This window comes from Hymenobacter coalescens (assembly GCF_054783195.1).
The window spans coordinates 578365-599580 of the sequence record NZ_BAAGRA010000019.1; the positions used below are offsets into that span (position 1 = coordinate 578365).

The 21216-nt window shown below is 59.9% G+C and carries 23 protein-coding genes and 1 tRNA gene; 19 read left to right on the plus strand and 5 right to left on the minus strand.

Annotated features, from left to right (window positions below; translation table 11 throughout):
* Positions 1-21 precede the first annotated feature (21 nt).
* From ACYVKQ_RS18800 to ACYVKQ_RS18810, 3 genes are all read left to right on the plus strand, one after another.
* Positions 22-969, plus strand: coding sequence for a GNAT family N-acetyltransferase (locus ACYVKQ_RS18800; protein WP_460676894.1), 948 nt, complete (start codon positions 22-24; stop codon positions 967-969).
* Positions 945-1622, plus strand: a complete 678-nt coding sequence (upp, locus tag ACYVKQ_RS18805; protein WP_460676895.1) for a uracil phosphoribosyltransferase — start codon at positions 945-947, stop codon at positions 1620-1622. The genes ACYVKQ_RS18800 and upp overlap by 25 nt, the downstream gene beginning before the upstream one ends.
* A gap of 103 nt (positions 1623-1725) precedes the next feature.
* Positions 1726-2178, plus strand: a complete 453-nt coding sequence (locus ACYVKQ_RS18810) for a hypothetical protein (protein WP_460676896.1) — start codon at positions 1726-1728, stop codon at positions 2176-2178.
* 54 nt (positions 2179-2232) lie between these two features.
* Here ACYVKQ_RS18810 and ACYVKQ_RS18815 read toward each other — a convergent pair whose 3' ends face one another.
* Complete coding sequence (locus ACYVKQ_RS18815; protein ID WP_460676897.1) at positions 2233-3675, minus strand: DEAD/DEAH box helicase; 1443 nt, start codon at positions 3673-3675, stop codon at positions 2233-2235.
* 120 nt (positions 3676-3795) lie between these two features.
* On the opposite strand from ACYVKQ_RS18815, the gene ACYVKQ_RS18820 reads away from it, so the two are divergent.
* From ACYVKQ_RS18820 to ACYVKQ_RS18835, 4 genes are all read left to right on the plus strand, one after another.
* A complete protein-coding gene (locus tag ACYVKQ_RS18820) occupies positions 3796-4362 on the plus strand; it encodes a hypothetical protein (RefSeq protein ID WP_460676898.1) in 567 nt (188 codons plus the stop codon).
* Positions 4363-4371: 9 nt separating this feature from the next.
* Positions 4372-4445 (plus strand) — tRNA-His (locus tag ACYVKQ_RS18825).
* A gap of 101 nt (positions 4446-4546) precedes the next feature.
* On the plus strand, positions 4547-5470 hold the full coding sequence (locus ACYVKQ_RS18830; RefSeq protein ID WP_460676899.1) for a PfkB family carbohydrate kinase: 924 nt from the start codon (positions 4547-4549) through the stop codon (positions 5468-5470).
* A 63-nt stretch (positions 5471-5533) separates the two neighbouring features.
* Positions 5534-5836: a hypothetical protein gene (locus ACYVKQ_RS18835; protein WP_460676900.1), complete on the plus strand. Its 303-nt coding sequence runs from the start codon at positions 5534-5536 to the stop codon at positions 5834-5836.
* Between the two features lie 152 nt (positions 5837-5988).
* On the opposite strand, the gene ACYVKQ_RS18840 is transcribed toward ACYVKQ_RS18835, so the two are convergent.
* Positions 5989-6837 (minus strand): TolB-like translocation protein, encoded by an 849-nt coding sequence (locus ACYVKQ_RS18840; protein WP_460676901.1) that lies wholly within the window; start codon positions 6835-6837, stop codon positions 5989-5991.
* Between the two features lie 28 nt (positions 6838-6865).
* Positions 6866-8602 (minus strand): M61 family metallopeptidase, encoded by a 1737-nt coding sequence (locus tag ACYVKQ_RS18845; RefSeq protein ID WP_460676902.1) that lies wholly within the window; start codon positions 8600-8602, stop codon positions 6866-6868.
* Between the two features lie 163 nt (positions 8603-8765).
* On the opposite strand from ACYVKQ_RS18845, the gene rpmH reads away from it, so the two are divergent.
* From rpmH to ACYVKQ_RS18875, 6 genes are all read left to right on the plus strand, one after another.
* Positions 8766-8924: a 50S ribosomal protein L34 gene (rpmH, locus tag ACYVKQ_RS18850; protein WP_078014902.1), complete on the plus strand. Its 159-nt coding sequence runs from the start codon at positions 8766-8768 to the stop codon at positions 8922-8924.
* 48 nt (positions 8925-8972) lie between these two features.
* Positions 8973-9416 (plus strand): ribonuclease P protein component, encoded by a 444-nt coding sequence (gene rnpA, locus ACYVKQ_RS18855; RefSeq protein WP_460676903.1) that lies wholly within the window; start codon positions 8973-8975, stop codon positions 9414-9416.
* A gap of 29 nt (positions 9417-9445) precedes the next feature.
* Positions 9446-11146 carry a S41 family peptidase gene (locus tag ACYVKQ_RS18860; RefSeq protein WP_460676904.1) on the plus strand — a complete coding sequence of 567 codons (1701 nt, stop codon included), beginning with the start codon at positions 9446-9448 and terminating at the stop codon, positions 11144-11146.
* Positions 11147-11229: 83 nt separating this feature from the next.
* Positions 11230-11589 (plus strand): immunity protein Imm33 domain-containing protein, encoded by a 360-nt coding sequence (locus ACYVKQ_RS18865; protein ID WP_460676905.1) that lies wholly within the window; start codon positions 11230-11232, stop codon positions 11587-11589.
* A 15-nt stretch (positions 11590-11604) separates the two neighbouring features.
* Entirely contained in the window at positions 11605-12300 is a 696-nt protein-coding gene (tsaB, locus tag ACYVKQ_RS18870) for a tRNA (adenosine(37)-N6)-threonylcarbamoyltransferase complex dimerization subunit type 1 TsaB (RefSeq protein WP_460676906.1), read from the plus strand.
* Positions 12301-12485: 185 nt separating this feature from the next.
* Positions 12486-12995, plus strand: coding sequence for a DUF2480 family protein (locus tag ACYVKQ_RS18875; RefSeq protein WP_460676907.1), 510 nt, complete (start codon positions 12486-12488; stop codon positions 12993-12995).
* Positions 12996-13063: 68 nt separating this feature from the next.
* Here ACYVKQ_RS18875 and ACYVKQ_RS18880 read toward each other — a convergent pair whose 3' ends face one another.
* On the minus strand, positions 13064-13744 hold the full coding sequence (locus tag ACYVKQ_RS18880) for a hypothetical protein (RefSeq protein ID WP_460676908.1): 681 nt from the start codon (positions 13742-13744) through the stop codon (positions 13064-13066).
* Between the two features lie 84 nt (positions 13745-13828).
* Here ACYVKQ_RS18880 and ACYVKQ_RS18885 point away from each other — a divergent pair, with 84 nt between their 5' ends.
* From ACYVKQ_RS18885 to ACYVKQ_RS18895, 3 genes are read left to right on the plus strand one after another with little or no spacing between them, the layout of a single operon-like run.
* Positions 13829-14212, plus strand: a complete 384-nt coding sequence (locus tag ACYVKQ_RS18885; protein ID WP_044017964.1) for an ArsR/SmtB family transcription factor — start codon at positions 13829-13831, stop codon at positions 14210-14212.
* Positions 14209-14826: a mercuric transport protein MerTP gene (merTP, locus tag ACYVKQ_RS18890; RefSeq protein ID WP_044017963.1), complete on the plus strand. Its 618-nt coding sequence runs from the start codon at positions 14209-14211 to the stop codon at positions 14824-14826. Before ACYVKQ_RS18885 ends, merTP begins: the two co-directional genes overlap by 4 nt.
* Positions 14827-14840: 14 nt before the next feature.
* The gene (locus ACYVKQ_RS18895) at positions 14841-15074 is read left to right on the plus strand and encodes a GDCCVxC domain-containing (seleno)protein (RefSeq protein WP_071884577.1); all 234 of its coding nucleotides are present in this window, start codon (positions 14841-14843) and stop codon (positions 15072-15074) included.
* Here the strand turns inward: ACYVKQ_RS18895 and ACYVKQ_RS18900 are convergent.
* Positions 15071-16162, minus strand: coding sequence for an IS110 family RNA-guided transposase (locus ACYVKQ_RS18900; RefSeq protein ID WP_460676909.1), 1092 nt, complete (start codon positions 16160-16162; stop codon positions 15071-15073). The two genes, ACYVKQ_RS18895 and ACYVKQ_RS18900, sit on opposite strands and share 4 nt — an antisense overlap.
* A 515-nt stretch (positions 16163-16677) precedes the next feature.
* On the opposite strand from ACYVKQ_RS18900, the gene ACYVKQ_RS18905 reads away from it, so the two are divergent.
* From ACYVKQ_RS18905 to ACYVKQ_RS18915, 3 genes are all read left to right on the plus strand, one after another.
* Positions 16678-18000, plus strand: a complete 1323-nt coding sequence (locus ACYVKQ_RS18905) for an APC family permease (RefSeq protein WP_460676910.1) — start codon at positions 16678-16680, stop codon at positions 17998-18000.
* A 101-nt stretch (positions 18001-18101) separates the two neighbouring features.
* Positions 18102-19316 (plus strand): hypothetical protein, encoded by a 1215-nt coding sequence (locus ACYVKQ_RS18910; RefSeq protein WP_460676911.1) that lies wholly within the window; start codon positions 18102-18104, stop codon positions 19314-19316.
* A 54-nt stretch (positions 19317-19370) separates the two neighbouring features.
* Entirely contained in the window at positions 19371-20660 is a 1290-nt protein-coding gene (locus ACYVKQ_RS18915) for a serine hydrolase (RefSeq protein WP_460676912.1), read from the plus strand.
* Positions 20661-21216: the final 556 nt, after the last annotated feature.

The following is a 21216-nucleotide window of genomic DNA, read 5'->3' on the forward strand; positions in this document are numbered from 1 at the left end:
GCTACGGTTACCTTTGCCCGCGTGCCGCTACGCTACCTCCGCCACCATGAGCTTGACCTGTCTGCCTGGAATGCCTGCGTGGCGACGGCCGAGCAGGCGGTGCCGTATGCGCAGGCTGCGTGGCTGCTGGCTACCAACGCCGGCCCCTGGGACGCCGTGGTAGAGCCCGGCCCGGCCGGCAGTTACCTGTCGGTGCTGCCGGTGCCGGTGCAGCGCCGTCCCTGGGGCCGCGAAGCCCTGCAGCCGCCCTTTACCCAGCAGCTGGGCCTGCTGACAACAGCTGCTAGTCAGCACCGGGAAGCAGGGGAGTACCTGCGCCTGCTCGCCGGCCGCTTTGCCCGGCTGCACCTGCAGCTCAATGACGGCAACCCCGCACCCACCTCCTTGCCGCCCGACTGGCAAGCGGCCGAGCGCGTCACTTACCACCTGCCGCTGGAAGCCGAGTACGCAACGATTCAGGCCGGCTACTGCGCCGATTACCGCCGCCGCCTGCGGCAGCAGCGCGAAAAACTAGCCGTGGAGCTAACCGAATCCGGAGAAGCAGCGGCGCTGATCCAGTTGTTTCAGCGGGAGAAAGGCGCGGAGGTCAGCGGCATGAAGCCCGCGTACTACCAGCGGCTGCAGCAGCTGCAGGTGGCGCTGCACGGCCAGCAACAAACGCTGCTGCTCCTAGCTCACGCCCCCGGCACCGCCGAGTTGCTGGCCGGAGCGCTGTTCGTGCGCTACCGCGGCCGGCTCGTGTACCTGTTTGCCACCGCTACTCCGGCCGGTAAGAAAGTGGCCGCCCCCCTGCTGCTGCTCGATGAGGCCATTCGCCGCTGCGCCGGCACGCCCGGCCTCGTGCTCGACTTCGAAGGCGGCATGATTCCGAGTATTGCGCGGTTTTTTGCGAATTTCGGGGCGCGGCCCGTGCCGTACTATACCCTCACCCAAACCACCCGCCCGTGGTACCTGACCTGGATGCGCTGACCCAAAGCGGCCGCGTGCACATTGTGTGCGCTGAGCCCAGCATTGCCAACCATTTCCTCGCCGAGTTGCGCGACGTGACCGTGCAGCGCGACTCGCTGCGCTTCCGCCGCAACCTGCAGCGCCTGGGCGAAATCATTGCCTACCGCATCAGCTCGCAGCTCGACTACACCCATCAAACGGTGCAGACGCCGCTGGCCGAGTCGACCGGTGAGCTGTTGGCCGATTTTCCGGTGCTGGCCACCGTGCTACGTGCTGGGCTGCCTTTTCACCAGGGCTTTCTGAATTACTTTGATCAGTCGCCCTCGGCCTTCGTGGCGGCTTACCGCATCGAGGCCACCTCGCGGGTGGAGGTGCAGGTAGATTACCTGTCGGCCCCCAACCTCGACGGCCGCGTGCTCATCCTGGCCGACCCCATGCTGGCTACCGGCAAGTCTCTGGCGCTGACGTACCGGGCCATGCTGCGCTTTGGCCGGCCCCGGCAGGTGCACATTGCCGCCGTCATTGCCTCGCCCGAGGGCGTGCAGCACGTGATGCAGGAAGTGCCCGAAGCCCAACTGTGGCTGGCCGCCATGGACGACCACCTGAACGAACACGCGTATATTGTACCCGGCCTGGGCGACGCGGGGGATTTGGCCTACGGCAGCAAGCTCTAGCAGCGCTGCTGCTCACATTACGGGAACCAACCGCGCCGTCGCCGGGTCAGCCCGCTATGTTCCGATTGCTTTGCCCGAAACGCTTAACGCCTGACCGTCCGTGATGCCGCACGTCGTCAAATACGCGTCCGTGTTCCTGCTCAGCATGGTCAAGTTCTTCGGGGGCCCGCTGGCGGGAGCCGCCGCGGGCTTGCCGTTTTTTGTCATCTGGGTCCTGTCGGTAGCCGGCATGATGACCAGCGTGTTCGTCTTTACGGGGGTAGGGAGGGCCTTCACGGCACATTTGCAGCGTCGACGGCGCCTGCGCCATCAGCCCGTCTTTACGCGCCGCAGCCGGCAGATTGTGCGCGTGTTCAGCCGGTTTGGCATCGGTGGCATTGCTTTTCTGACCCCGGTGCTGTTTACGCCCATCGGTGGGGCCGTTATTGCCACGCTGCTGGGCGTACGGCGCCACCACATTCTGCTGCATATGTTTTGGAGCGCGCTGCTGTGGGGAGCCGCCGGCGCCTTCCTGGCCATCCGTTTCAGCCACTTGTTTCAGCACGGCAGCAACTGAGGCTAGAAACCAATATCAACAAAACGGCCCTGCTGAGCAGCAGGGCCGTTTTGTTTATTTCCGCCGGGCGTTGCGGTTTTTGGCGGCGGCCGTCCGGGCGGCCTTGGCCGTCGGCGACGAGGCGCGGCCCTTCGACGGATTCACCTTGCTGCCTTTCTTGCTGCGCTCGGGGCCATCGTAGGTTTTGCCGGTGCGCTTGTCAATGGTGACGCCCGTTTTCAGCCATTCCTGCTTTTCGTGGAAGGCCCCCTGAAAATCGGGGTCCTGCTTGCGGCGCAGTGCGTCCAGCTCGCGGGCCATGCGCTGCGCCTCTTCGAAGGGCGTCTCGGTTACCTTCACTGCGGCCGGCAGCTCCAGCTGCGGAATGGGCTGCTTCATCAGCTCCTCGATGCGCTGCACGTGGGGCATTTCGGCGGGCGTGGCGAAGGTAATGGCGGCGCCCGTCAGCTCGGCCCGGCCCGTGCGCCCGATGCGGTGCACGTAGTCGTCGTAGATAACCGGTACGTCGAAGTTGATGACGTGGCTGACGGCCGGCACGTCGATGCCGCGGGCGGCCACGTCGGTAGCGACCAGAAAGCGGATGTTACCTTCCCGGAAGGCGTCCATGGAGTTCAGGCGCGTGTTCTGGCCCTTGTTGCCGTGAATCACGCGGGCTTCGCCCTCAATCTTGCGGTGGAGGAAGTGGTGAATGTTGTCGGCCGTTTCCTTGGAGCGGGCAAAGATGATAACGCGGCTAAACTCTTCCTGGCCTTTGATCAGGTGCTCCAGCAGGTGAATCTTGGTTAGAAAGTTGGGCACCTGGTACAGCGTCTGCGCTACCGTGGAGGCCGGCGCGGCCGGTGGCGTCACCTCAATTTTGACCGGAAACTCCAGAAACTCGGCGCTGAGCTCTTCCACCTTAGCCGGCATCGTGGCCGAGAACAGCATGTTCTGCCGCTTGCGCGGGATGATTTCAAGCAGGCGACGGATTTGGGGCATGAAGCCCATGTCCATCATCTTATCAGCCTCGTCGAGCACCAGAGTCTTAAGCTCCTTAAAAATCAGGTCGCCGCGGCCGTACAGCTCCATCAGGCGGCCGGGGGTAGCCAGCAGGATGTCGACGCCCTTCAACACCGCCTCGGAGTGGGTTTTGACGCCCACGCCGCCGTACACCGCCACGATGCGCAGGTCGGTGTACACGGCCAGCTTCTTCAGGTGCGTCTCAATCTGCAGAATCAGCTCCCGGGTCGGGGCCAGCACCAGGGCGCGCGGATGGGTGCCCTGCGCGTACTTCACCTTCATGAGCAGCGGCAGGCCAAAGGCCGCCGTTTTGCCGGTACCGGTCTGGGCTACGCCGAGCAAGTCGTGGCCGGCCAGCAGCAGCGGTATAGCCTGCTGCTGCACCGGCGTCGGGCGCTCAAAGCCTGCTTCCGCCACGGCCGTGAGCAGCTGCTTGTTCAGCTTAAAATCGTCGAACGATTGCGGCAGGTTGGCTTGGTCAGAAGTCGGCTCAGTCATAACGGGCAAAACGGTGATTCCAAGCGCAAAGGTACGGCGCCGCTGCCGCCCGGCCCGGCCGGCTCCCAACCTCGACGGTATTCTGGCCGTTATTCCAGGCTCGTGCTGCATCCCAACCCCATGGAATATACCATCAATCCGCCCGGCGCCCCCGCGCTGCGCGTTACTTCTTCGCTGTTTACGGGCCGGTTGCGCCTCTACGCCGATGGGCGCGAGGTCACGGCCTTTACGGGCCGCAATCCGCGCGTATACGCCCTACCCGACGCCGCCGGGCACATGCGGCAAGTGGAGCTGCGGCGCCCGGCGTACGACATCGTGCCCGAGCTGAAACTGGATGGCTACCGCCTGCTACTCGCGCCTCCGCTGGCTCCCTGGCAGGCGGGCCTGGCGTTGCTGCCCCTGCTGCTGGCCGTAGTTGGTGGGCTGATGGGCACCGCGCTCGGGGGCGCGGCTTTTATCCTGAATCTGGCCATTCTGCGCAGCTGCCGTCCGGTAGCGGCCAGGCTGGCTTTTTCGCTTGGCGTGACCCTGGCGGCGGCCGGCGTATATGCCGCCGTGTCAGGCAGAACAGCAGTGGCCAGGGACCAGCAAACCCGGTCCGATGCGCCATTGGTGGAGGCAGGCGCAAAATTTTTTCAGGGGAAATATTGCCTGCAAGCCCCCGTTGCGCTACTTTTGCCAACCTAAACCAACACGGTAGGTATAGCTCAGCTGGTTAGAGCGTCGGATTGTGATTCCGAAGGTCGTGGGTTCGAGCCCCATTACTTACCCTCTCAGGTCCCCGGAACTTTCGCTCCGGGGACTTTTTTTTGTCAATTGCGGTTTAACCCCGCAACTTAGTTTTCCCTCGTCACTCCCTGATTTCTCTACTATGAGCTTGGTCGTAATCGGTACCGTGGCCTTCGACGCCATCGAAACGCCCTTCGGCAAAACCGACAAAATCGTAGGCGGCGCCGCCACTTTTGCTTCGCTGGCAGCCTCCTACTCCGTCAAGCCGGTAAAAATCGTGTCGGTGGTCGGCGACGACTTCCACGACAAGGACATCCTGCTGCTGCAGGAGCACGGCGTAAACGTGGAGGGTCTGCAGATCAAGCAAGGCGAGAAGTCCTTCTTCTGGGCCGGCAAGTACTCCCGCGACCTGAACTCGCGCGACACGCTGGCCACCGAGCTGAACGTGCTGGCCGATTTCGACCCTATCATCCCCGATTCTTACCAGGACTGTAAGTACCTGATGCTGGGCAACCTCACCCCGCAGATTCAGCGCCTGGTGATTCAACGCCTCGTGAATCGTCCCAAACTCATTGTGATGGACACGATGAACTTCTGGATGGACGTGGCCATGGATGAGCTGCTCGAAACCATTCAGATGGTCGACGTGCTCAGCATCAACGACGAGGAAGCCCGTCAGCTTTCGGGCGAATACTCGCTGGTGAAGGCCGCGCGCAAGATCCTGGCTCTCGGGCCGAAGTTCCTCATCATCAAGAAAGGGGAGCACGGCGCCCTGCTCTTCCACAAGAAGCAGGTGTTTTTCTGCCCCGCGCTGCCGCTGGAAGAAGTATTCGACCCGACCGGCGCCGGCGACACGTTCGCGGGCGGCTTCATCGGCCACATCGCCGCCACCGACGACTGCTCGTTCGAGAACCTGAAGCGCGCCGTGATTCACGGCTCGGCCATGGCCTCGTTCTGCGTGGAGAAATTCGGCACGGAGCGCCTGCTGAACCTAACGCAGGAGGAAATTCAGGAGCGCGAAAAGCAGTTCGGCGACCTGGTGCGCGTGGAAGAAGTGCTGGCCTAAGGCAACCCGGCAGCGGAAGTCGGGGTAAAAGCAGTATTCGTTTCCCCATAACGACCTCCCGCCATGTCACAGAGCAAAAGCAAGCATAACCACAATAAGAACCAGGAGCTGATTCCGAACTCCCAGAAGGATACCCACCTGGAAAACAGCCAGGTTCCGACTTCGAACAGCGGCGGCAATCAGACGCAGAACGTGAGCCGCAACCACATTTCGGAAGAAGGCAACGAAACCCGTAACAACGCTGCTGGTGGTAACCAGAACGAAATCCGTTCGAATGCCTCCAACAAGCCGCGCAGCAACCCGCAGGGCAACTGGCCCATGTCGGTCGACAGCAGCCAGAAAGGCCCCGGTCGCAAAGCTGACTAGCGTTTGATGCTGGTCAATAAGTAAAAGCCCCGCTGGATTCGTCCGGCGGGGCTTTTTGTTGGGGTAAGATCAGGTTAAAAGGGTGTAGGGATAGGAGTTATTGATGTCGATGACTCCCAAACCCCTTTCCGTACAGCCTCTTACTCTGTTCTTCAGTCCGGCAAGGTCAGCCGCATCACGCGGGTGTCTACGTCGCCGTTGTGCATAAAGTCCTGCTCGAAGAGGATAGTGTGCCCATCTAGCCATCGGGGCTGGCTGACGCCCCATTCCGTCTGCCGCTCCCAGAGCAGCTCGGGCCGGCCCGCCTTCATGCTCCACACCTGCAGGCCGCTGGGCTCGTAGCGGGCCAGCACGTCGGAGGAACCGCACACGAAGTAGCGGCCATCGGGCGACACGGACGGCGGACTCCAAACCACCGTTTGCCGCCCGGTTTGCTGATCCACCAGCAGGTAGTAGCCGCCTTCGTAGAGGCGCACGGCAATCAGCCAGTGGTGAATGCGCGGCAACGCGGCCACGTATTCGTAAAGCACGTTGCTCTCGTAGTTTTCGGTGGGGTTGTTCACCAGCCGCACGGCCTTGCCATTGCGGCAGCGTAGGGCGAGCGTAGGGCCGCTGCGCTGAACACTGGCACCGGCTTTGCGCAGGCGGCGCCGCTCTTCGGCTTCCGGGTCCAGCTCGTCGCCTTCGTTGGCGGCCTGGCTGAGCAGCCATTCCTGCACGGGCAGCCGCTCGTAGGTGTCGCGGGAGCCGGGGTAGAGGCGCAGGAGTTTGTCGCCGACGGCCAGCGTGTCGAGGTGGCCGAAGCGGTACACCGGCGGCGGCACGGGGCGCTTTTTCGCGGGGGAAGGCTGCGACATGGCTGCCAGTACCGCCGGCGAAGGTGGGCGGCCCGGCACGCCCGGCTTGGCACGCTCCGCCGTCTGCATGCGCAGCGAGCAGGAAGTCAGCAGGCACAGGCCCCCCAGCATCAGCAGGGCCGGCAGCGGACGGAGCGGGAACATACTCGGAGCGGCGGAGGTGGCGAAACGACTAAAAGGCTTGGTTTAGCCACTGGCGGAAGCTGGCCTGCTCGGCCGGCGTAGCGTCGGGGCGCTTATCCACGGTAATCTTCGACCAGAACCACTGGCCGGGCTCCGCCTGCAGCGGCACCGTCAGCAGGCGGTCCTGCCGAAATACGCTGATATCGTACTCCGGTTGTCCGGTGCTGAGCAGGTTCTGCAGGTTCATATCCACGCGGCGGCCGTTCACGGCCACAATCTGGTCGTCCACGGTCAGGGCGCGGGCCGCCGGCGAGTCGGGGTAGATGTCGGTTACCTCGGTCCGCTCGTTTTTGACCACCGTGCGGAACCCGAACAGCCCTTCGGAAGCCGAGGCACTGGGCTGAATCATGAGCGCGCAGCCCACGAAGTGCAGGGCTTCATCCAGGGCTGGCTCCAGCTCCTGGGTGCCGTAGATGTGCTGCTCGAAGTACCAGTCCATGTCGGTGCCGGCCACTTCTGTCACGATGCGGCGGTAGTCGTCCTCGGTGTAGCCGATGCCGGTCTGGCCAAACTCCTGCCACAGGCGCCGCATCACGTCGTCGAGGCTGCGCTGGTGGTGGTGCAGGCGCCGGATGTGCAAATCGAGCAGCAGGGCCACCAGTGCGCCTTTGTGGTACACGGACACCTTGCGGTCGGGCACGCCGGGCTTGTAGCCGTCGAGCCAGAGGTCCATCGACGCATCGGCCACTGAGAGGTGGTAGCGGCCGTGGTCGTCGTAGTACTTGCGCAGCACGGTGTTTACTTCCTCGAAGTACTGCCGGGCCGTGCGCACGCCCGCCCGCGCCAGTAGGTACTCGCCGTAGTAGGTGGTGATGCCTTCGGCCACAAAGCAGGTCCGGAAGTAGTTCTCCCGGGTGTAGTCGTAGGGCTGCATCTCGGCCGGTCGGATGGCTTTGATGTTCCAGACGTGGAATAGCTCGTGGCAGCTCACGCCGAGAAATTCCTTGTACAGGCCCTCGGTCATCAGCAGTTCGGCCGGCCCGAGCGTGACCACGGTGGAATTCAGGTGCTCCACGCCGTGGTAGTGTTTGTAGGGCAGGATCTGGTTCAGGAAGTGGTAGTCGCGGGCCGGAAAGCCGCCAAACAGCCGCAGCTGCTCCTCGCTGAATGCTTTGAAGTCGCGGATAAGCACCGGCCAGTTGGGGCGGGCTTCCGAGCCCTGCACCCACACGTGAAAGGGCAACCCACCCGCCTCGTATTGGGCGTGCTGCAGGGTGGGAGAGGCAATCAGCGGCGAATCCACCAGCTCATCGAACGACGCGGCTTGGAGCACGTGCTTTTCCACCTCCGGCATGCCGCAGGCAATGCGCCAGCCCTCGGGCAGCGCCAGGTGCAGCTGGCAGGGCTCCGAGCGGCGGCCTTCGGCGTACATGAAGCACTGAATGCCGTTCAGGTACAGCTGCGTCTCGTCGAGCCAGGAGCCACCGGCGTCCATCTGGTGGGCGTAGAAGTTGTACTGCACCCGTACCGTACGGCCCGCTACCTGCTCGATCTGCCACCGGTCCTTGGTGAGCTTCTGCAGGCTCAGCGGAGCGCCGGAATCCGCGTCAAAAGCCTCCACGCGCTGGATTTTCTGGCCGAAGTTCTGCAGCTCGTAGCGTCCCGGGCGCCAGGCCGGCAGCTGCAGCTCCAGCGGCTCGGTGGCCTCGGCGGGCACCGCGAGCTGCAGCTGGACCTGCAGGTAAAAGGTCAGGGGGTTGGCAAACGAGACGTAGTAGTGAATCATACAGCGCAGCACATCAAACGCGTAGCAAAGCTACGGCGGAAAAGGGCAGCCTGCCCCGTAACGCATTGCCGGAATGCAACTTTCTTCCACATACGCTAATTCGCAATTGCCTTTTCCGATATAAGTCCTTACCTTTGCCGGCCTTACATAACCGTGCCCCGTCATGAAAAGAACGTTTCAGCCTTCTCAGCGCAAGCGCCGTAACAAGCACGGCTTCCGTCTGCGCATGGAATCTGCCAACGGCCGCCGCGTACTCGCCGCTCGCCGCAAAAAAGGTCGCAAAAAGCTCACCGTTTCGGACGAGCACAAACACAAGCGCTAGTAGCCTCGTCGCACAGTTCGCTTGCTGAACTCCGGCAACACTCCGACTGTGCCCCTGCTTTACATGCCGGGCGCGCGCGCTTACACGTTTTCGAAAGAAGAGCACCTGTGCCGTAAAAAGCTTATCACTGAGCTTTTCGGCCAGGGCTCTTCTTTTGGTATGTACCCCCTGCGGCTGGTCTGGCTACCGCTCGCAGAGGCCACCACGGCCCCGCCACAGGTGTTGGTGAGCGTGTCGAAGCGCAGCTTTAAGCGCGCCGTCGACCGCAACTACCTCAAACGCCTCCTACGGGAGGCGTACCGGTTGAACAAGCACCGCTTAACGGAGGCGCCCGGCGGGCACCGCGTTGGGCAGTTGGCCATTATCTACTCGGGAAAGGAAAAAAAGCCTTTCACCGTGGTGCAGAATAAATTAATTTCAGGGCTAGAGCGTTTGGTACGCACTGCCGACGGGGAAGCCGGGCCGAACAAGGCAACTTCCGCCGCGGTATAAGTGTCTGTGTTGTACAGCTACTGCCTCCTATGAACGTCCGCAAAACTACCCTCGGCCTTGCCGCCGGTGCCGCCCTGCTGTTTTCTTTCAAGTCGGCCACCGACAGTGAGCGGTACTTCGAAATCGCGAAGAACCTCGACATCTTCGCCACCCTTTTCAAGGAGGTGAATACGTACTACGTCGACGACGTGCCTCCCTCGAAAATGGTCAAGACCGGCATCGACGCGATGCTCAAGTCGCTCGACCCCTACACCAACTACATTCCGGAGGACGACATCGAGGATTTCCGCACCATGACGACCGGGCAATACGGCGGCATTGGGGCGGTGGTCATCAAGCGCAGCGGCAAAACCGTAGTGCAGACGGCCTACGAAGGCTTCCCGGCCCAGAAGGCGGGCCTGCTGCCCGGCGACGAAATTCTGTCCATCAACGGCATCAGCTTGGACAAGAAGACCAACTCCGATATCAGTAAGCTGCTGAAGGGCCAGGCCAACTCCACCGTGAAGCTCATGGTGACGCGCTACGGGCAGGATGCGCCTGTCGAAATCAGCATCACCCGCGACAAAATTCAGGTGGACAACGTGCCCTATTACGGCATGCTCACCAACGATATCGGCTACTTCCAGCTCTCGGGCTTTACCGTGGATGCCTCCCGCGAGGTGCGCAACGCGGTGGCCAAGCTCAAGGAGCAGGGCGCCAAGAAAATCGTGTTTGACCTGCGCGACAACCCCGGCGGGCTGCTCAACGAGGCCGTGAACATCTCGAACCTGTTCGTGGACAAAGGGCTCGACATCGTGAGCACCAAGGGCAAGGTGACCGAGTGGAACAAGACCTACAAGGCCCTTGACGCGCCGCTCGATACGCAGATTCCGCTGGCCATCATTACCTCGGGCCGCTCGGCTTCGGCCTCCGAAATCGTGACGGGCGTGATGCAGGACTACGACCGCGCCGTGGTGGTGGGCGAGCGGACCTTCGGCAAGGGCCTGGTGCAGGCCACGCGCCCCCTGAGCTACAACTCGCAGCTAAAGGTGACGACGGCCAAGTACTATATTCCGAGCGGCCGCTGCATCCAGGAAATCGATTACTCGCACCGCGCCGACGACGGCACGCTGGGCAAGGTGCCCGACTCGCTCCGCACGGCCTTCAAAACCCACGCCGGCCGCGTGGTGTACGACGGCGGCGGCGTAGCCCCCGACGTGGAAGTGAAAGACCAGGAAGTAGCCGCCATCACGCGGGTGCTGCTGCAGAAAAACTACCTCTTCGACTACGCCACGCGCTACCGCGCTGAGCATCAAAATATTCCGCCTTCGCGCGAATTCCAGCTTTCGGACGCCGAGTACCAGAAGTTCACGCAGTGGCTGCAGGGCAAGGACATCAGCTACTCCACGCCCGCCGAAAAAGCCCTGGCCAGCCTCACCACGCAGACCAAGGACGAAAAGCACTACGACGACGTGAAGGCCGAGCTGGAAGCCATTCGCAAGAAAGTGGTGACCAACAAGGCCAACGACCTGCAGCGCTTCAAGCCCGAAATCCGGGAGCTGCTGGAGCAGGAAATCGTGTCGCGCTACTACTTCCAGAAGGGCCAGATCGAGGCTACCTTCGACGACGACCCCAACATCCTGGCCGCCGTGCAGGTGCTCAACGACCAGCCGCGTTACAGCTCCCTGCTGAAACCGGGCGGCAAGTCAGCCAGCGCTATGAAGAGCAGCGGCACATCCCACAAGCAGTGAGGTTTAGCTTACCTTTGCTAGCAGGAAGCAGACTCGGTTTCGGGTCTGCTTTTTTGTTGGGATAAACTTGGGGTGCTCGAATTATGCCCGAAACTGCATACCAATCCTTTGTTGCTGCCCAGCAGGAAATCTGCAAAATTCAGGGTCAACCCTACGCAGCAGTAGATTTTAATTCCATAGTTGGAATATCAAACAACCTAGGCAAAGAGCAGCCAACGCATGGCTTGCGGCATGCCGAAGCAGGGAATATTTCGTGTTGGTATCTATGGTCAGGCGAGTTATCCGAAGCTGATGACTTCTTTCGGCCCGTTCACTTGCGGCACTTGCTCGCCATCAAACCCGAAGTAATTACCTACTTAGCTTTGCCTCCCGGTTTTCGCTTCATCATAGATGATGAAGGCTTCGAGGACGTCTGGTTTGACGCTGCCCTGTTGCTTTCCTGATTTTGCGCCGCTTCCATGCCCCTGATTCTCGCTCTTGAAACTTCCTCGCCCGTCTGCTCGGTAGCCCTAACGCTGAACGGCACCCTGCTGGCCGCCGCCGAGCTACGGCTGGAAAAGTCGCACTCTTCGCACCTCACCGTGCTCATCGAGCAGTTGCTCAGCAACGCGGGGTATACGCTGGCGCAACTGGCAGCCGTTGCCGTTTCGGATGGGCCAGGCTCCTACACTGGCCTGCGTATTGGCGCGGCGGCGGCTAAGGGCCTGTGCTACGCCCTTGGATTGCCATTGCTGGCCGTGGGCACGCTGCCCGCGCTGGCCCACCAGGTAACCCAGCAGGTGCCCGGTGCCGGTCGATACCGCTTCGCGCCGCTGCTGGATGCGCGTCGCATGGAAGTGTATGCCGCCCTGTACACCGCCGATGGGCAGCAGTTGCACGCCCCGGAGCCCATGATCCTTGATGCGCAAAGCTGGGCCGGCGAGCTGGCCGAAGGTCCGGTCGTATTCTTCGGCAGCGGTGCCGCCAAGTTCCAGCCGCTGGTCGCTGATAACCCCAATGCCCAGTTCCTGACCAACGTACAGCCTTCGGCCATTGCCGTGGCGCAGTTGGCCGAGGCTGCCTACGCCCGACAGGAGTTCAAGGACCTGGCCTACTACGAGCCCTTCTACCTGAAAGAAGTATATACCACGACTCCTAAACCTACGCAGACCTGACCCGGCGTCGCTATCCCGGCCACCAAGCGTTGGAGTGCGGGTGCTGCTAAGAGGCTGCAAAAGCTGTTTGCAGTCGAGCAGTGATTCCCGTGTTTACCTTTGCCACATCGAAGGTCGAACGAAACCGGCCGGCCGTTGTTTTACCGGCAACGGCCGCTGCGGCCGCCGTCATTGCTTTTACTACCATGGACGAAATCATCAACCGCGTCGCGCAGAGCGCCCTGGTCAGCTTCAATCTGGAAGAGTTGAAGCACCCCGGCGAGCGGGTTGTGTACGACATCAAGGACAACCTCTTTCACGGCCTGATGCTGCGCGAGAAGGACTTCCGGGACTTTGTCAAAACGCACGACTGGAGCCAGTACGACGGCAAGAACGTCGCCATCATCTGCTCGGCCGATGCCATCGTGCCCACCTGGGCCTACATGCTGCTGGCTTCGAAACTGCAGGGACACGCGCACCGCTACGTGTTCGGCAACCTGGAGGCGCTGGAGCAGGAACTGTTCCACGAAGCCATTGCCGCCATCAACCCCGAAGACTACCGCGACGCCAAGCTGGTGGTCAAAGGCTGTGGCAACGAGCCGGTGCCCACCTACGCTTACGTGGCCATCATGCAAAAGCTGCTGCCCGTAACGGCCAGCATCATGTACGGCGAGCCGTGCAGCACCGTCCCGCTTTACAAGCGGCCGAAAGCGTAGCATATACAAACCCACGAAAAAGCCCCCGCACCGGATACCGGCGCGGGGGCTTTTTCGTGGGTTCCCAGTTACTGCGCTTTGTCTACGTTGCGCAGCAGGGCCACTACTTCCATTTCCGTCTTGGCCGGCTGACGCTCCATCTCGGTTTTAATGGCGGCTGCCAGGGCCGGCGCGGCGTTGCTGATGGCTTTAGCATTGAGCTTTACCTGCACCGCGCTGCCGTCGGGGCGGCTCAGGAAATAGGTGACGTGCTCTTCGATCCGGTCATAATTACGGCCGCTGTTGAACACCCGCCCGTCGTCGCCGCGGTATATCTGCCGGCCGTGGCGCTTGAGCAGCGAATATTTGCCATCATGCAATACCTCCACGTACTTATGCTGCTGGTCAGGGCGCGGGGCGTTATCGAAACGGCGGAACGTGTGCACGCGGTTCGGAATCAACTCATCTTGCACCACGAAGCCCTGAATGGAATTCGTGTTCAGCAGGAGCGTGTCACGCCGGCCTTTCTGCGGCACGGCCAGCAGCTGCGCGCCGTAGGCATCGTACTGCAGCAGGATGTTGCCGATGCGCTGCTTGGTGTTGGTCAGAATAATCTCACCGGGTTGCCAGGTCCGCTGAAAGAAAATCTGGCCTTGCACGTCGCGGCGGGGCGCCACGTAGTTGTGGGCCATTTTGCCGTCCAGCAGCGCGTCGAGGTTATCCGTGGCCCAAAGCCGGCCCGCTGCGTGAGATACTGTGATGAAATGCAAGCAAAGACTGCGCTTTAGCTTAAAAAGAAGAAACTTTTTATTTTAGCAATTGCTTAAATTCGCAAGTAGTACCTTTGCATAACCATGACTAAAAAAGCTACTGCCTGCATCCGGGTATTCGCTGATACGGCCCGTATCGAGCAGTGCCAGGCGCGATTGGCGCACGTTGAGCCGGCCCTTCAGTCCCTGGCCTCGGTCCTAGCCCTGGCCGGCAACGAGGTGCGCCTAAAAATTCTGCTGCTACTGGCCGACGAACAGCAGTTGTGCGTGTGCGACATCGCCGACGTGCTGCAAATGACCGTCTCGGCCGTGTCCCAGCACTTACGCAAGCTCAAAGATGGGGGCGTGCTGCACGCCCATAAGGTCGGCCAGACCGTGTTTTATGCCCTCAGCCAACCGCATTTACCCATTCTGCAACCGCTATTGGCGGGCTTAGCGGCCACTCCTTCGCTTCAATCGGCCTTATGAATACTTCCCCTTCTTCCAACAAACCCCTGCTCGGGGCCGGCTTGGTGGCGGCGCTGGCCGCGTCGCTGTGCTGCATCACGCCGTTGCTGGCGGTCCTGGGGGGCCTGGGCGGCGTGGCCTCGGCCTTTGCCTGGCTCGAACCCCTGCGGCCCTACTCAGTAGCCCTTACCGTGGGTGCACTGGGCTTTGCCTGGTATCAGCAACTCAAACCAGCGCCGGCCGCCGATGCCTGCGGCTGCACAGTGGACACAAAACCCACCTTTATGCAGTCCAAGGTCTTCCTAGGTGTGGTAACGGTACTGGCGGCGCTGCTGCTGGCCTTCCCTTACTACGGGGCAAAGTTGTACCCCACCCCAGTCGCACCCGTTCCAGTGGCCGCAAGTGCAGCCGGACCGGTCTGGCAAACGGCGAACTACCGCATCGGGGGCATGACCTGCGACGCCTGCGCGAAACACGTCGAGCACGCGGTGCAGCAGCTGCCGGGCGTGCAGGCCGTGACCGTTTCCTACGACCAGGGCACAGCGCAAGTCCGCTTTGATGCGGCCAAAAGCCCCGCCGCGCAGGTCGCCCAAGCTATTAACGGCACTGGCTACAAAGTGCTGGCCACGAACTAACCTCCCCCTGCTCCATGCTTACGCTCGAACCAAAGGCCCCGTTGCTTACTTCCGTCCTAACGTGCCCGGTATGCGGCCACGCGCAAGCGGAGCAAATGCCGACCGACGCTTGTCAATATTTCTACGAATGCACGAGTTGCCACACGGTCTTGAAACCGCTGGCCGGTGATTGCTGCGTGTACTGCTCTTATGGCTCGGTGCCCTGTCCGCCCATTCAGGAACAAGGTTCAGGAAGTTGCTGCGGCTAAACTGGTGCTTTCTCGTTGGTTTCGGGGTGAACGGATTCGAGCGCTGCTGCTAATTCGTTAACTGCGGGGTGGTACTGCGGGTCGTACATCCGGTCATTTTTCCACAGAGAGTAGCAAAGCAGGAGGAGTTTGCGCATGACCGCAATCACACCAGGCTTGCCGTTGGGGTGTCTCGCCCGCAGTCGGGTATAGAAGGCCATCTGCTGCGGGTTGTAACGCAAGCTGCTGATAGCCGGTAGATAAAGGGCCGTACGCAAGCGTACGTTCCCTCGGCGCGAGATGCGCGTGGCTCCGGCAAACAGCCCACTTTGGCGTTGCACTACATCCAACCCGGCGTAGGAAGCCAGTTGCCGCTCGTTATCCACGAGCACGAAGCCGCTGGTTTCGGCGACGACCACGATAGCGGTGGTCAAACCGATGCCAGGCACACTCGTCAGCTGTCTCAACTTGCGACCAAGTTCGGGTTCCGCTTCCAGCAAGGCGGCGAGGTCCTGGTCAACGGCGAGCAACTGCTGCTGAATAAGTGTTTGTTGGGTGGCCAAGCGGGACAGGGAACGGGCATCGGGTTGATAGCTGTGCTGATAGGCATGGATTTTCACCTTGAGGCGTGCCCCATGTCCGGTTAAGCTTTGCCGCTCGCGGGCCAGCGCCCGTAATTGCCGTAAGGCTGGTGAGGGCGGTTGCCAGGCAGGCAAGGCACGCTCCAACCCGAGCCGGCAGAGTAAGCGCGCATCAAGTTGGTCCGTTTTGCTCTTTTGCTCGGTGCTCTGTGCAAAATGCTTCGTCTTGTTGGGGAGGAGCACGCTGAGTGCTTGCGCCTTATCACTTAGAAAATAGGCCAGTTCTTCGTAGTAGACGCCTGTGGCCTCTACTACAAACCAAATGGGAGCCGGCAGCACCGCTTGTTTTTCAGTCCAACTAAGCAAAGCAGCAAAGCCAGTCAGCGTGTTGTCGAATGATGTCTGTTTGCCGAAGCGCAGGTGCTGGCGGGCATCAATTTGCCCAAAACAGGCGACGAAAGTATCTTTCGCAATGTCGATGCCCACGACAAATTTGAGTGGGCTGGTGCAGGGATGGGCGGTAGGCATAAGGAAATGAAAAAAGGGGAAGAACTAGCCAGTCCGGTTTTTACCGCAACTCTCCTTGCACAAATGCGGGATGCCAACGCCGGGCTCCCTCCATACTGTTCAGTCTTCAGGCAAAAACGGGAAACGAGGCACAGTCTCTAACGCGCAATGTCAGGGCCGAAGCCCCGCATTTAGGGATAGTTGGTGACCTCGTTTCCTTTTCTGGCTACCCTTCTACGAAAGGCACTGCAATCATACAAGGGGTAGGGGTTTGCTGCGCAGCAGCCTCGCAGGCCACCAAAGCCCCTAGCAGGGCGGTACATAACAGCGTCTTCATATCAATAAGGGGTGGATCAATGCAAAGTAATGAACTATAGAAGCTTGTGCTCTTTGGATGGGGTGGCGCCGCTGCAAGTAGCTGAGCAACTGGGCGGAACCAACTTATCCTTGCCAAGGCAGAGTGAACACGTGCTGCGCCATGTTCCCAGGGCTAAACAAAAGGTGCTTAAAATAGCAGTTCATTAGTCTGCTTTGTCATGCCGCAATCTGCTGCATCTCCTATTTATAAGATAGGCTTTTACACCGGCGTGGCCATTGTTGTCGCCAACATGGTGGGGACTGGGGTGTTCACCAGCCTGGGTTTTCAGGTACTGAGCATTCGCAGCGGTTTTGCCCTGCTGATGTTGTGGCTGGTGGGGGGCATCATTGCCGTTTGCGGTGCTTTGTGCTACGGCGAACTAGCGGCCGCGCTGCCGCGCTCGGGTGGTGAGTATCACTACCTGTCGCGCATCTACCACCCGGCTGTGGGTTTTCTGTCGGGGTGGGTGTCGGCTACGGTGGGGTTTGCTGCGCCCACAGCCTTAGCTGCTATTGCCCTGGGCCGTTACGCGGCCAGTGTATGGCCTGAGGTGCATGCCAACTTGCTGTCGTTGGCGGTTGTGGTAGCTATTACGGGTGTGCATCTGATCAGCAATCGTGCTGGCAGCCGTTTTCAGGTAATTGTAACGGTACTTAAGGTTGCCCTGCTAATCCTTTTTGTTGGTGCCGGGCTACTGGCGGAAGCCCAGCCACTGCGTTTTGTGGCTGCCACGGCCGACTGGCAGCAGGTGTTGTCACCCGCATTTGCCGTGTCGCTGATATACGTTTCGTACGCTTACTCCGGCTGGAACGCGGCCGTGTACATGGCCGGCGAGGTAGAACAGCCCCAGCGTAATTTGCCCCGTATTTTGCTGGTTGGTACGCTGACGGTCGTGGTGCTATATGTGGTGCTGAACTATGTTTTTTTGCGCACCACTCCGCTGGATACGCTAGCCGGGCAGCTGGAAATTGGGTTCCTGGCTGCCAATCAAATTTTTGGCGTTGCCGTCGGGCAATTAATGGGCGTCATCATAGCCCTGCTGCTTGTGTCAACCGTCAGCTCCATGGTATTCGCCGGCCCGCGCATCATCCAAACGATGGGGGAAGACTTGCCCGCCCTTCGGTGGTTAGCCCGGCGCAGCCGCCGCGGCCTCCCGGTGCGGGCTACGTTGTTTCAAGCGCTGCTTACGTTGCTGTTCATCGTTTCAGGCACGTTTGAGCAAGTATTGGTTTATGCTGGTTTCGTGCTAAATCTGTTTACTTTTCTGACGGTGTTGGGGCTATTCGTGCTACGTTATCGGCAGCCCGAACTAGCACGGCCCTATCGTACCTGGGGTTATCCTTTCACCCCGTTGCTTTTCTTGGCGCTGAATGGCTGGACGCTGGTATTCTTGCTGCGCGACCAGCCGTTGCAGTCCCTGCTAGGGCTTGGAACCGTGCTGTCGGGGCTAGTGATATACGGCTTTATCCAAGCTGCTGGTGCGCTGCGTGCCAGCAGCTAAGCAGAGATACGGTGGGTCTAGTTGATTGGAGCCACACCAAAAGGCATAGATGAGTTAAAACCGGCCGCTTATCTTGCCCGCTGATAACTGTCTGCCATTTTATGGATTTCCCGTCCCGTCGTTGGTTGTTGCCTGCGGTACTGATGACCAGCTTAGCCTGCTCCGAACGCAAGTCAGCACCCACTGAGCCGGCTTCGGCGCCTGCGCACATTTCGGATTCGGCTACTGCCAGCCTGCCGTTACCTGCTTCGGCGCCGATAATTGCCGCTGATACTTCCGACGTACAGGACGTTGCTGCTTACTTGGCGGGCTTACCCGTAAAATCTACCTCGTCGCTACGGCTCCTTACCGCTACGCCCGAATGGCAGCGCTTTGCCGCCGACGCCGATAAAAGCTGGCAGAACTACCACAGCACGCGCACCGACAAAATCGAAGCCTGGGCCCGTAAGGAACTGGATTCTGTACGGCACGCCGGCCCCGTGGTATTTTATCCGTTCAGTGGCCCTGATTTCCTGAACGCAGCCACGGTTTTCCCCCAAAGCGACACCTATGTGCTAGTCGGGCTGGAGCCGGTCGGCTCCGTTCCGGGTCAGAACTCGCTCGAAAGCCCTAAGCTCTACCACGCTATCAAAACGTCGCTGTGGTCAGTGCTTAGTTTCAGCTTTTTCCGCACCAATAGCATGGCGGTCGATTTGAAATCCCTGGAGCTGGACGGCTCGCTTCCGCTGATTCTGCTCTTCGCAGCTCGTACCAATCACCAGGTAGACAATGTTCGCTACGTTAAACTGACGCCGGATGGCGCCCTGGTGCCAGCCGATTCTGTTGTCGCTGCTAATCACATTACCCCTGGCGTTGAGGTGAGCATGCGTAATGCCGCTGGTCGCCCGCAGAAGGTATATTACTTCTCAGCAGACCTCAGTGACTGGAAGCTCAGTCAAACTAAAGCGGCTGTTTTGCGCTATGCCCGTAACCTCGGGCCGCTGACCACCTACGTTAAGTCGGCGACATACCTTATGCATAAGCCGTACTTTAGTCAGGTGCGTAGCCTCGTGCTGGAGCGCAGCAATTACGTGCTGCAGGACGATTCTGGCATTGCCATGAAGTACTTTAAACCTGCGGAGTGGCAGTTCATTCACTATGGTACCTACCGCAAACCCATACCTATGTTCGCCATGCATTACCAGCCGGCCCTCACCGCTGCCTACCGCGACTCCGTGAACAAACCGCGGCCGCTGCCCTTCGGAACAGGTTATAACTGGCGAGTCAACGATTCTAACCTGCTGCTAGCGAAGAAGCGGAGCGAACCAGCTAGCTAGTTATAGATGGTACAAAAAATAAAGCCTGGTACAAAGTAGTATTCATTGCACCTGATGTTGGAACGTGTCGGCGCTTTGGGTTTATTGATTTGTATGTTGTTAGGCGGCCATTACAGCTGCCTATCAGCTTTTTATAACCCTACGGTTGAGCTATCAGCGCACAATACCAATCCGCTCGACAGCCTGTTGCACACCAGCCCAGGGCTGTCCGGTGTGGTGCAGCAAGCTGAGAGACATGAACTGCAGATTATTTACACCCGCATCGACCGCGACGCCCAAAACCGGCCACACTTTACTCAGTTCGATTACCGCCTGAATGAGCGGGCCTACTTCAACCCAGCCAGTATGGTGAAATTGCCTGTGGCCCTGCTTTCCCTGCAGAAAATCAACCGTTTGCGTGCCCAAGTGCCGGAGTTGACGCGCCGCAGCATCATGACCACCGGTACTGCCGGCCGCTGCCAGACTCCTGTGCCGTTTGCCGCCCCCGCCGATTCTGACCAGGTTGCCAGCGTGGGCAACTACATAAAGCGTATGCTCTTGGTCAGCGACAACCAAGCGTACAACAGACTGTACGAATTTCTGGGGCAGCAATACCTGCATGAGCAACTGCAGGCTCTTGGCTACCCGCGAGTCCGCATCACCCGCCGCTTTGCCCCGTGCGATACGGCCGCCAACCGCTGCACCAACCCCGTCGCTTTCCACCGGCGCGACGGCACGGTATTGCTGAGCCAGCCTGCGGCCTGTAACTCACGCCTGTTTAACAATCCGCTAGGCCGCATCCAAAAGGGGAGAGGCTACTATGCTGGCGGAAAACTGGTCAATCATCCTTACGACTTTACGACGGCCAACTATCTGCCTCTGCAGGCTGTCACCGATCTGCTGCGCACTGCCTTATTTCCCGAACCAAGGGCATCATTCCCACAACTGGGGCTTACAGAAGAAGATTATACCTTCCTGCGGTATTACCTAAGTGCCACTCCAGCCGAGTCTGGTTACAGTCTTTATACCCGCGCCGAATATTTTCCCTCTTATAAGAAGTACCTCTTTTACGGGCGCCAACGCGCCGCTGTGCCCCAATCCGGGTTGCGCATTTATAATATAGTAGGCATGTCCCACGGCTACTTGGCCGATTGCGCCTACTTTGCGGATGAGCGCACGGGTACCGAGTTCATGCTCAGCGCTGCACTCTACGTCAATGCCGATGGTATTCTCAATGATGGTCAGTACGAATACACATCCATCGGAATGCCTTTCCTAGCCCAGCTGGGACAAACAATCTACCAATATGAATTGCAGCGGCCGCACCCTTACCGACCCACTTTGGTACGTCCCAACGCACGTTGATATTTTTTGCTAATCCAACGGTAAGAGAGTCAGCTGTTAACCCCTTCCGCTGTCCGCAATACATTAATTATCTTGTTTAGTAGCTTGCTATACCCAATCAAGCCTTCTACTTTTGCACTCCCAATCCGAGACGCGGTGGGCGAAAATGTATGTCGAGCTTCTTCTAGACTGTTATCGCTGAATTTGGCAAGAGTAGTAAGAGCAAGAATATTTCTACTCTTGGTATTTCGGAGCGAATCAACTACCTTCGCACCCCGATTCAGCAGGAAGCGGCGAGGCGGGCCAGCGGCGAAAAAAAGTTGCGGCCGGGGCTTGACACGAACGCCGAAGGGTTCCGATCTTTGCCTTCCGTTTCGCGCCGAAACGGCACAGCGAAAAGCGCGGCGAGGAAAAAAATGTGCGGCGGGAACTTGCAAACGGGCCCCGCAGTTGGCTACCTTTGCAGCCCGGTTCGAAACGCGAACCGGCTAAAGCTTGCCAGAACGGGGCCGCGAAAAAAAAGTTGCTCCGGGGCTTGCAAACGAAGCAGAGCGCTTCTTACCTTTGCAACCCGAAA

Excerpts from the sequence above, each read along its gene's own strand:
- ACYVKQ_RS18815 (WP_460676897.1), bottom strand. The coding sequence starts at position 3,675 with ATGACTGAGCCGACTTCTGACCAAGCCAACCTGCCGCAATCGTTCGAC.
- ACYVKQ_RS18905 (WP_460676910.1), top strand. The coding sequence starts at position 16,678 with ATGCCGCAATCTGCTGCATCTCCTATTTATAAGATAGGCTTTTACACC.
- merTP (WP_044017963.1), top strand. The coding sequence starts at position 14,209 with ATGAATACTTCCCCTTCTTCCAACAAACCCCTGCTCGGGGCCGGCTTG.
- rpmH (WP_078014902.1), top strand. The coding sequence starts at position 8,766 with ATGAAAAGAACGTTTCAGCCTTCTCAGCGCAAGCGCCGTAACAAGCAC.
- ACYVKQ_RS18865 (WP_460676905.1), top strand. The coding sequence starts at position 11,230 with ATGCCCGAAACTGCATACCAATCCTTTGTTGCTGCCCAGCAGGAAATC.
- ACYVKQ_RS18840 (WP_460676901.1), bottom strand. The coding sequence starts at position 6,837 with ATGTTCCCGCTCCGTCCGCTGCCGGCCCTGCTGATGCTGGGGGGCCTG.
- ACYVKQ_RS18875 (WP_460676907.1), top strand. The coding sequence starts at position 12,486 with ATGGACGAAATCATCAACCGCGTCGCGCAGAGCGCCCTGGTCAGCTTC.
- ACYVKQ_RS18915 (WP_460676912.1), top strand. The coding sequence starts at position 19,371 with ATGTTGGAACGTGTCGGCGCTTTGGGTTTATTGATTTGTATGTTGTTA.
- ACYVKQ_RS18820 (WP_460676898.1), top strand. The coding sequence starts at position 3,796 with ATGGAATATACCATCAATCCGCCCGGCGCCCCCGCGCTGCGCGTTACT.
- ACYVKQ_RS18845 (WP_460676902.1), bottom strand. The coding sequence starts at position 8,602 with ATGATTCACTACTACGTCTCGTTTGCCAACCCCCTGACCTTTTACCTG.
- ACYVKQ_RS18835 (WP_460676900.1), top strand. The coding sequence starts at position 5,534 with ATGTCACAGAGCAAAAGCAAGCATAACCACAATAAGAACCAGGAGCTG.
- tsaB (WP_460676906.1), top strand. The coding sequence starts at position 11,605 with ATGCCCCTGATTCTCGCTCTTGAAACTTCCTCGCCCGTCTGCTCGGTA.
- ACYVKQ_RS18885 (WP_044017964.1), top strand. The coding sequence starts at position 13,829 with ATGACTAAAAAAGCTACTGCCTGCATCCGGGTATTCGCTGATACGGCC.
- ACYVKQ_RS18910 (WP_460676911.1), top strand. The coding sequence starts at position 18,102 with ATGGATTTCCCGTCCCGTCGTTGGTTGTTGCCTGCGGTACTGATGACC.
- ACYVKQ_RS18830 (WP_460676899.1), top strand. The coding sequence starts at position 4,547 with ATGAGCTTGGTCGTAATCGGTACCGTGGCCTTCGACGCCATCGAAACG.
- ACYVKQ_RS18895 (WP_071884577.1), top strand. The coding sequence starts at position 14,841 with ATGCTTACGCTCGAACCAAAGGCCCCGTTGCTTACTTCCGTCCTAACG.
- ACYVKQ_RS18810 (WP_460676896.1), top strand. The coding sequence starts at position 1,726 with ATGCCGCACGTCGTCAAATACGCGTCCGTGTTCCTGCTCAGCATGGTC.
- ACYVKQ_RS18860 (WP_460676904.1), top strand. The coding sequence starts at position 9,446 with ATGAACGTCCGCAAAACTACCCTCGGCCTTGCCGCCGGTGCCGCCCTG.
- ACYVKQ_RS18900 (WP_460676909.1), bottom strand. The coding sequence starts at position 16,162 with ATGCCTACCGCCCATCCCTGCACCAGCCCACTCAAATTTGTCGTGGGC.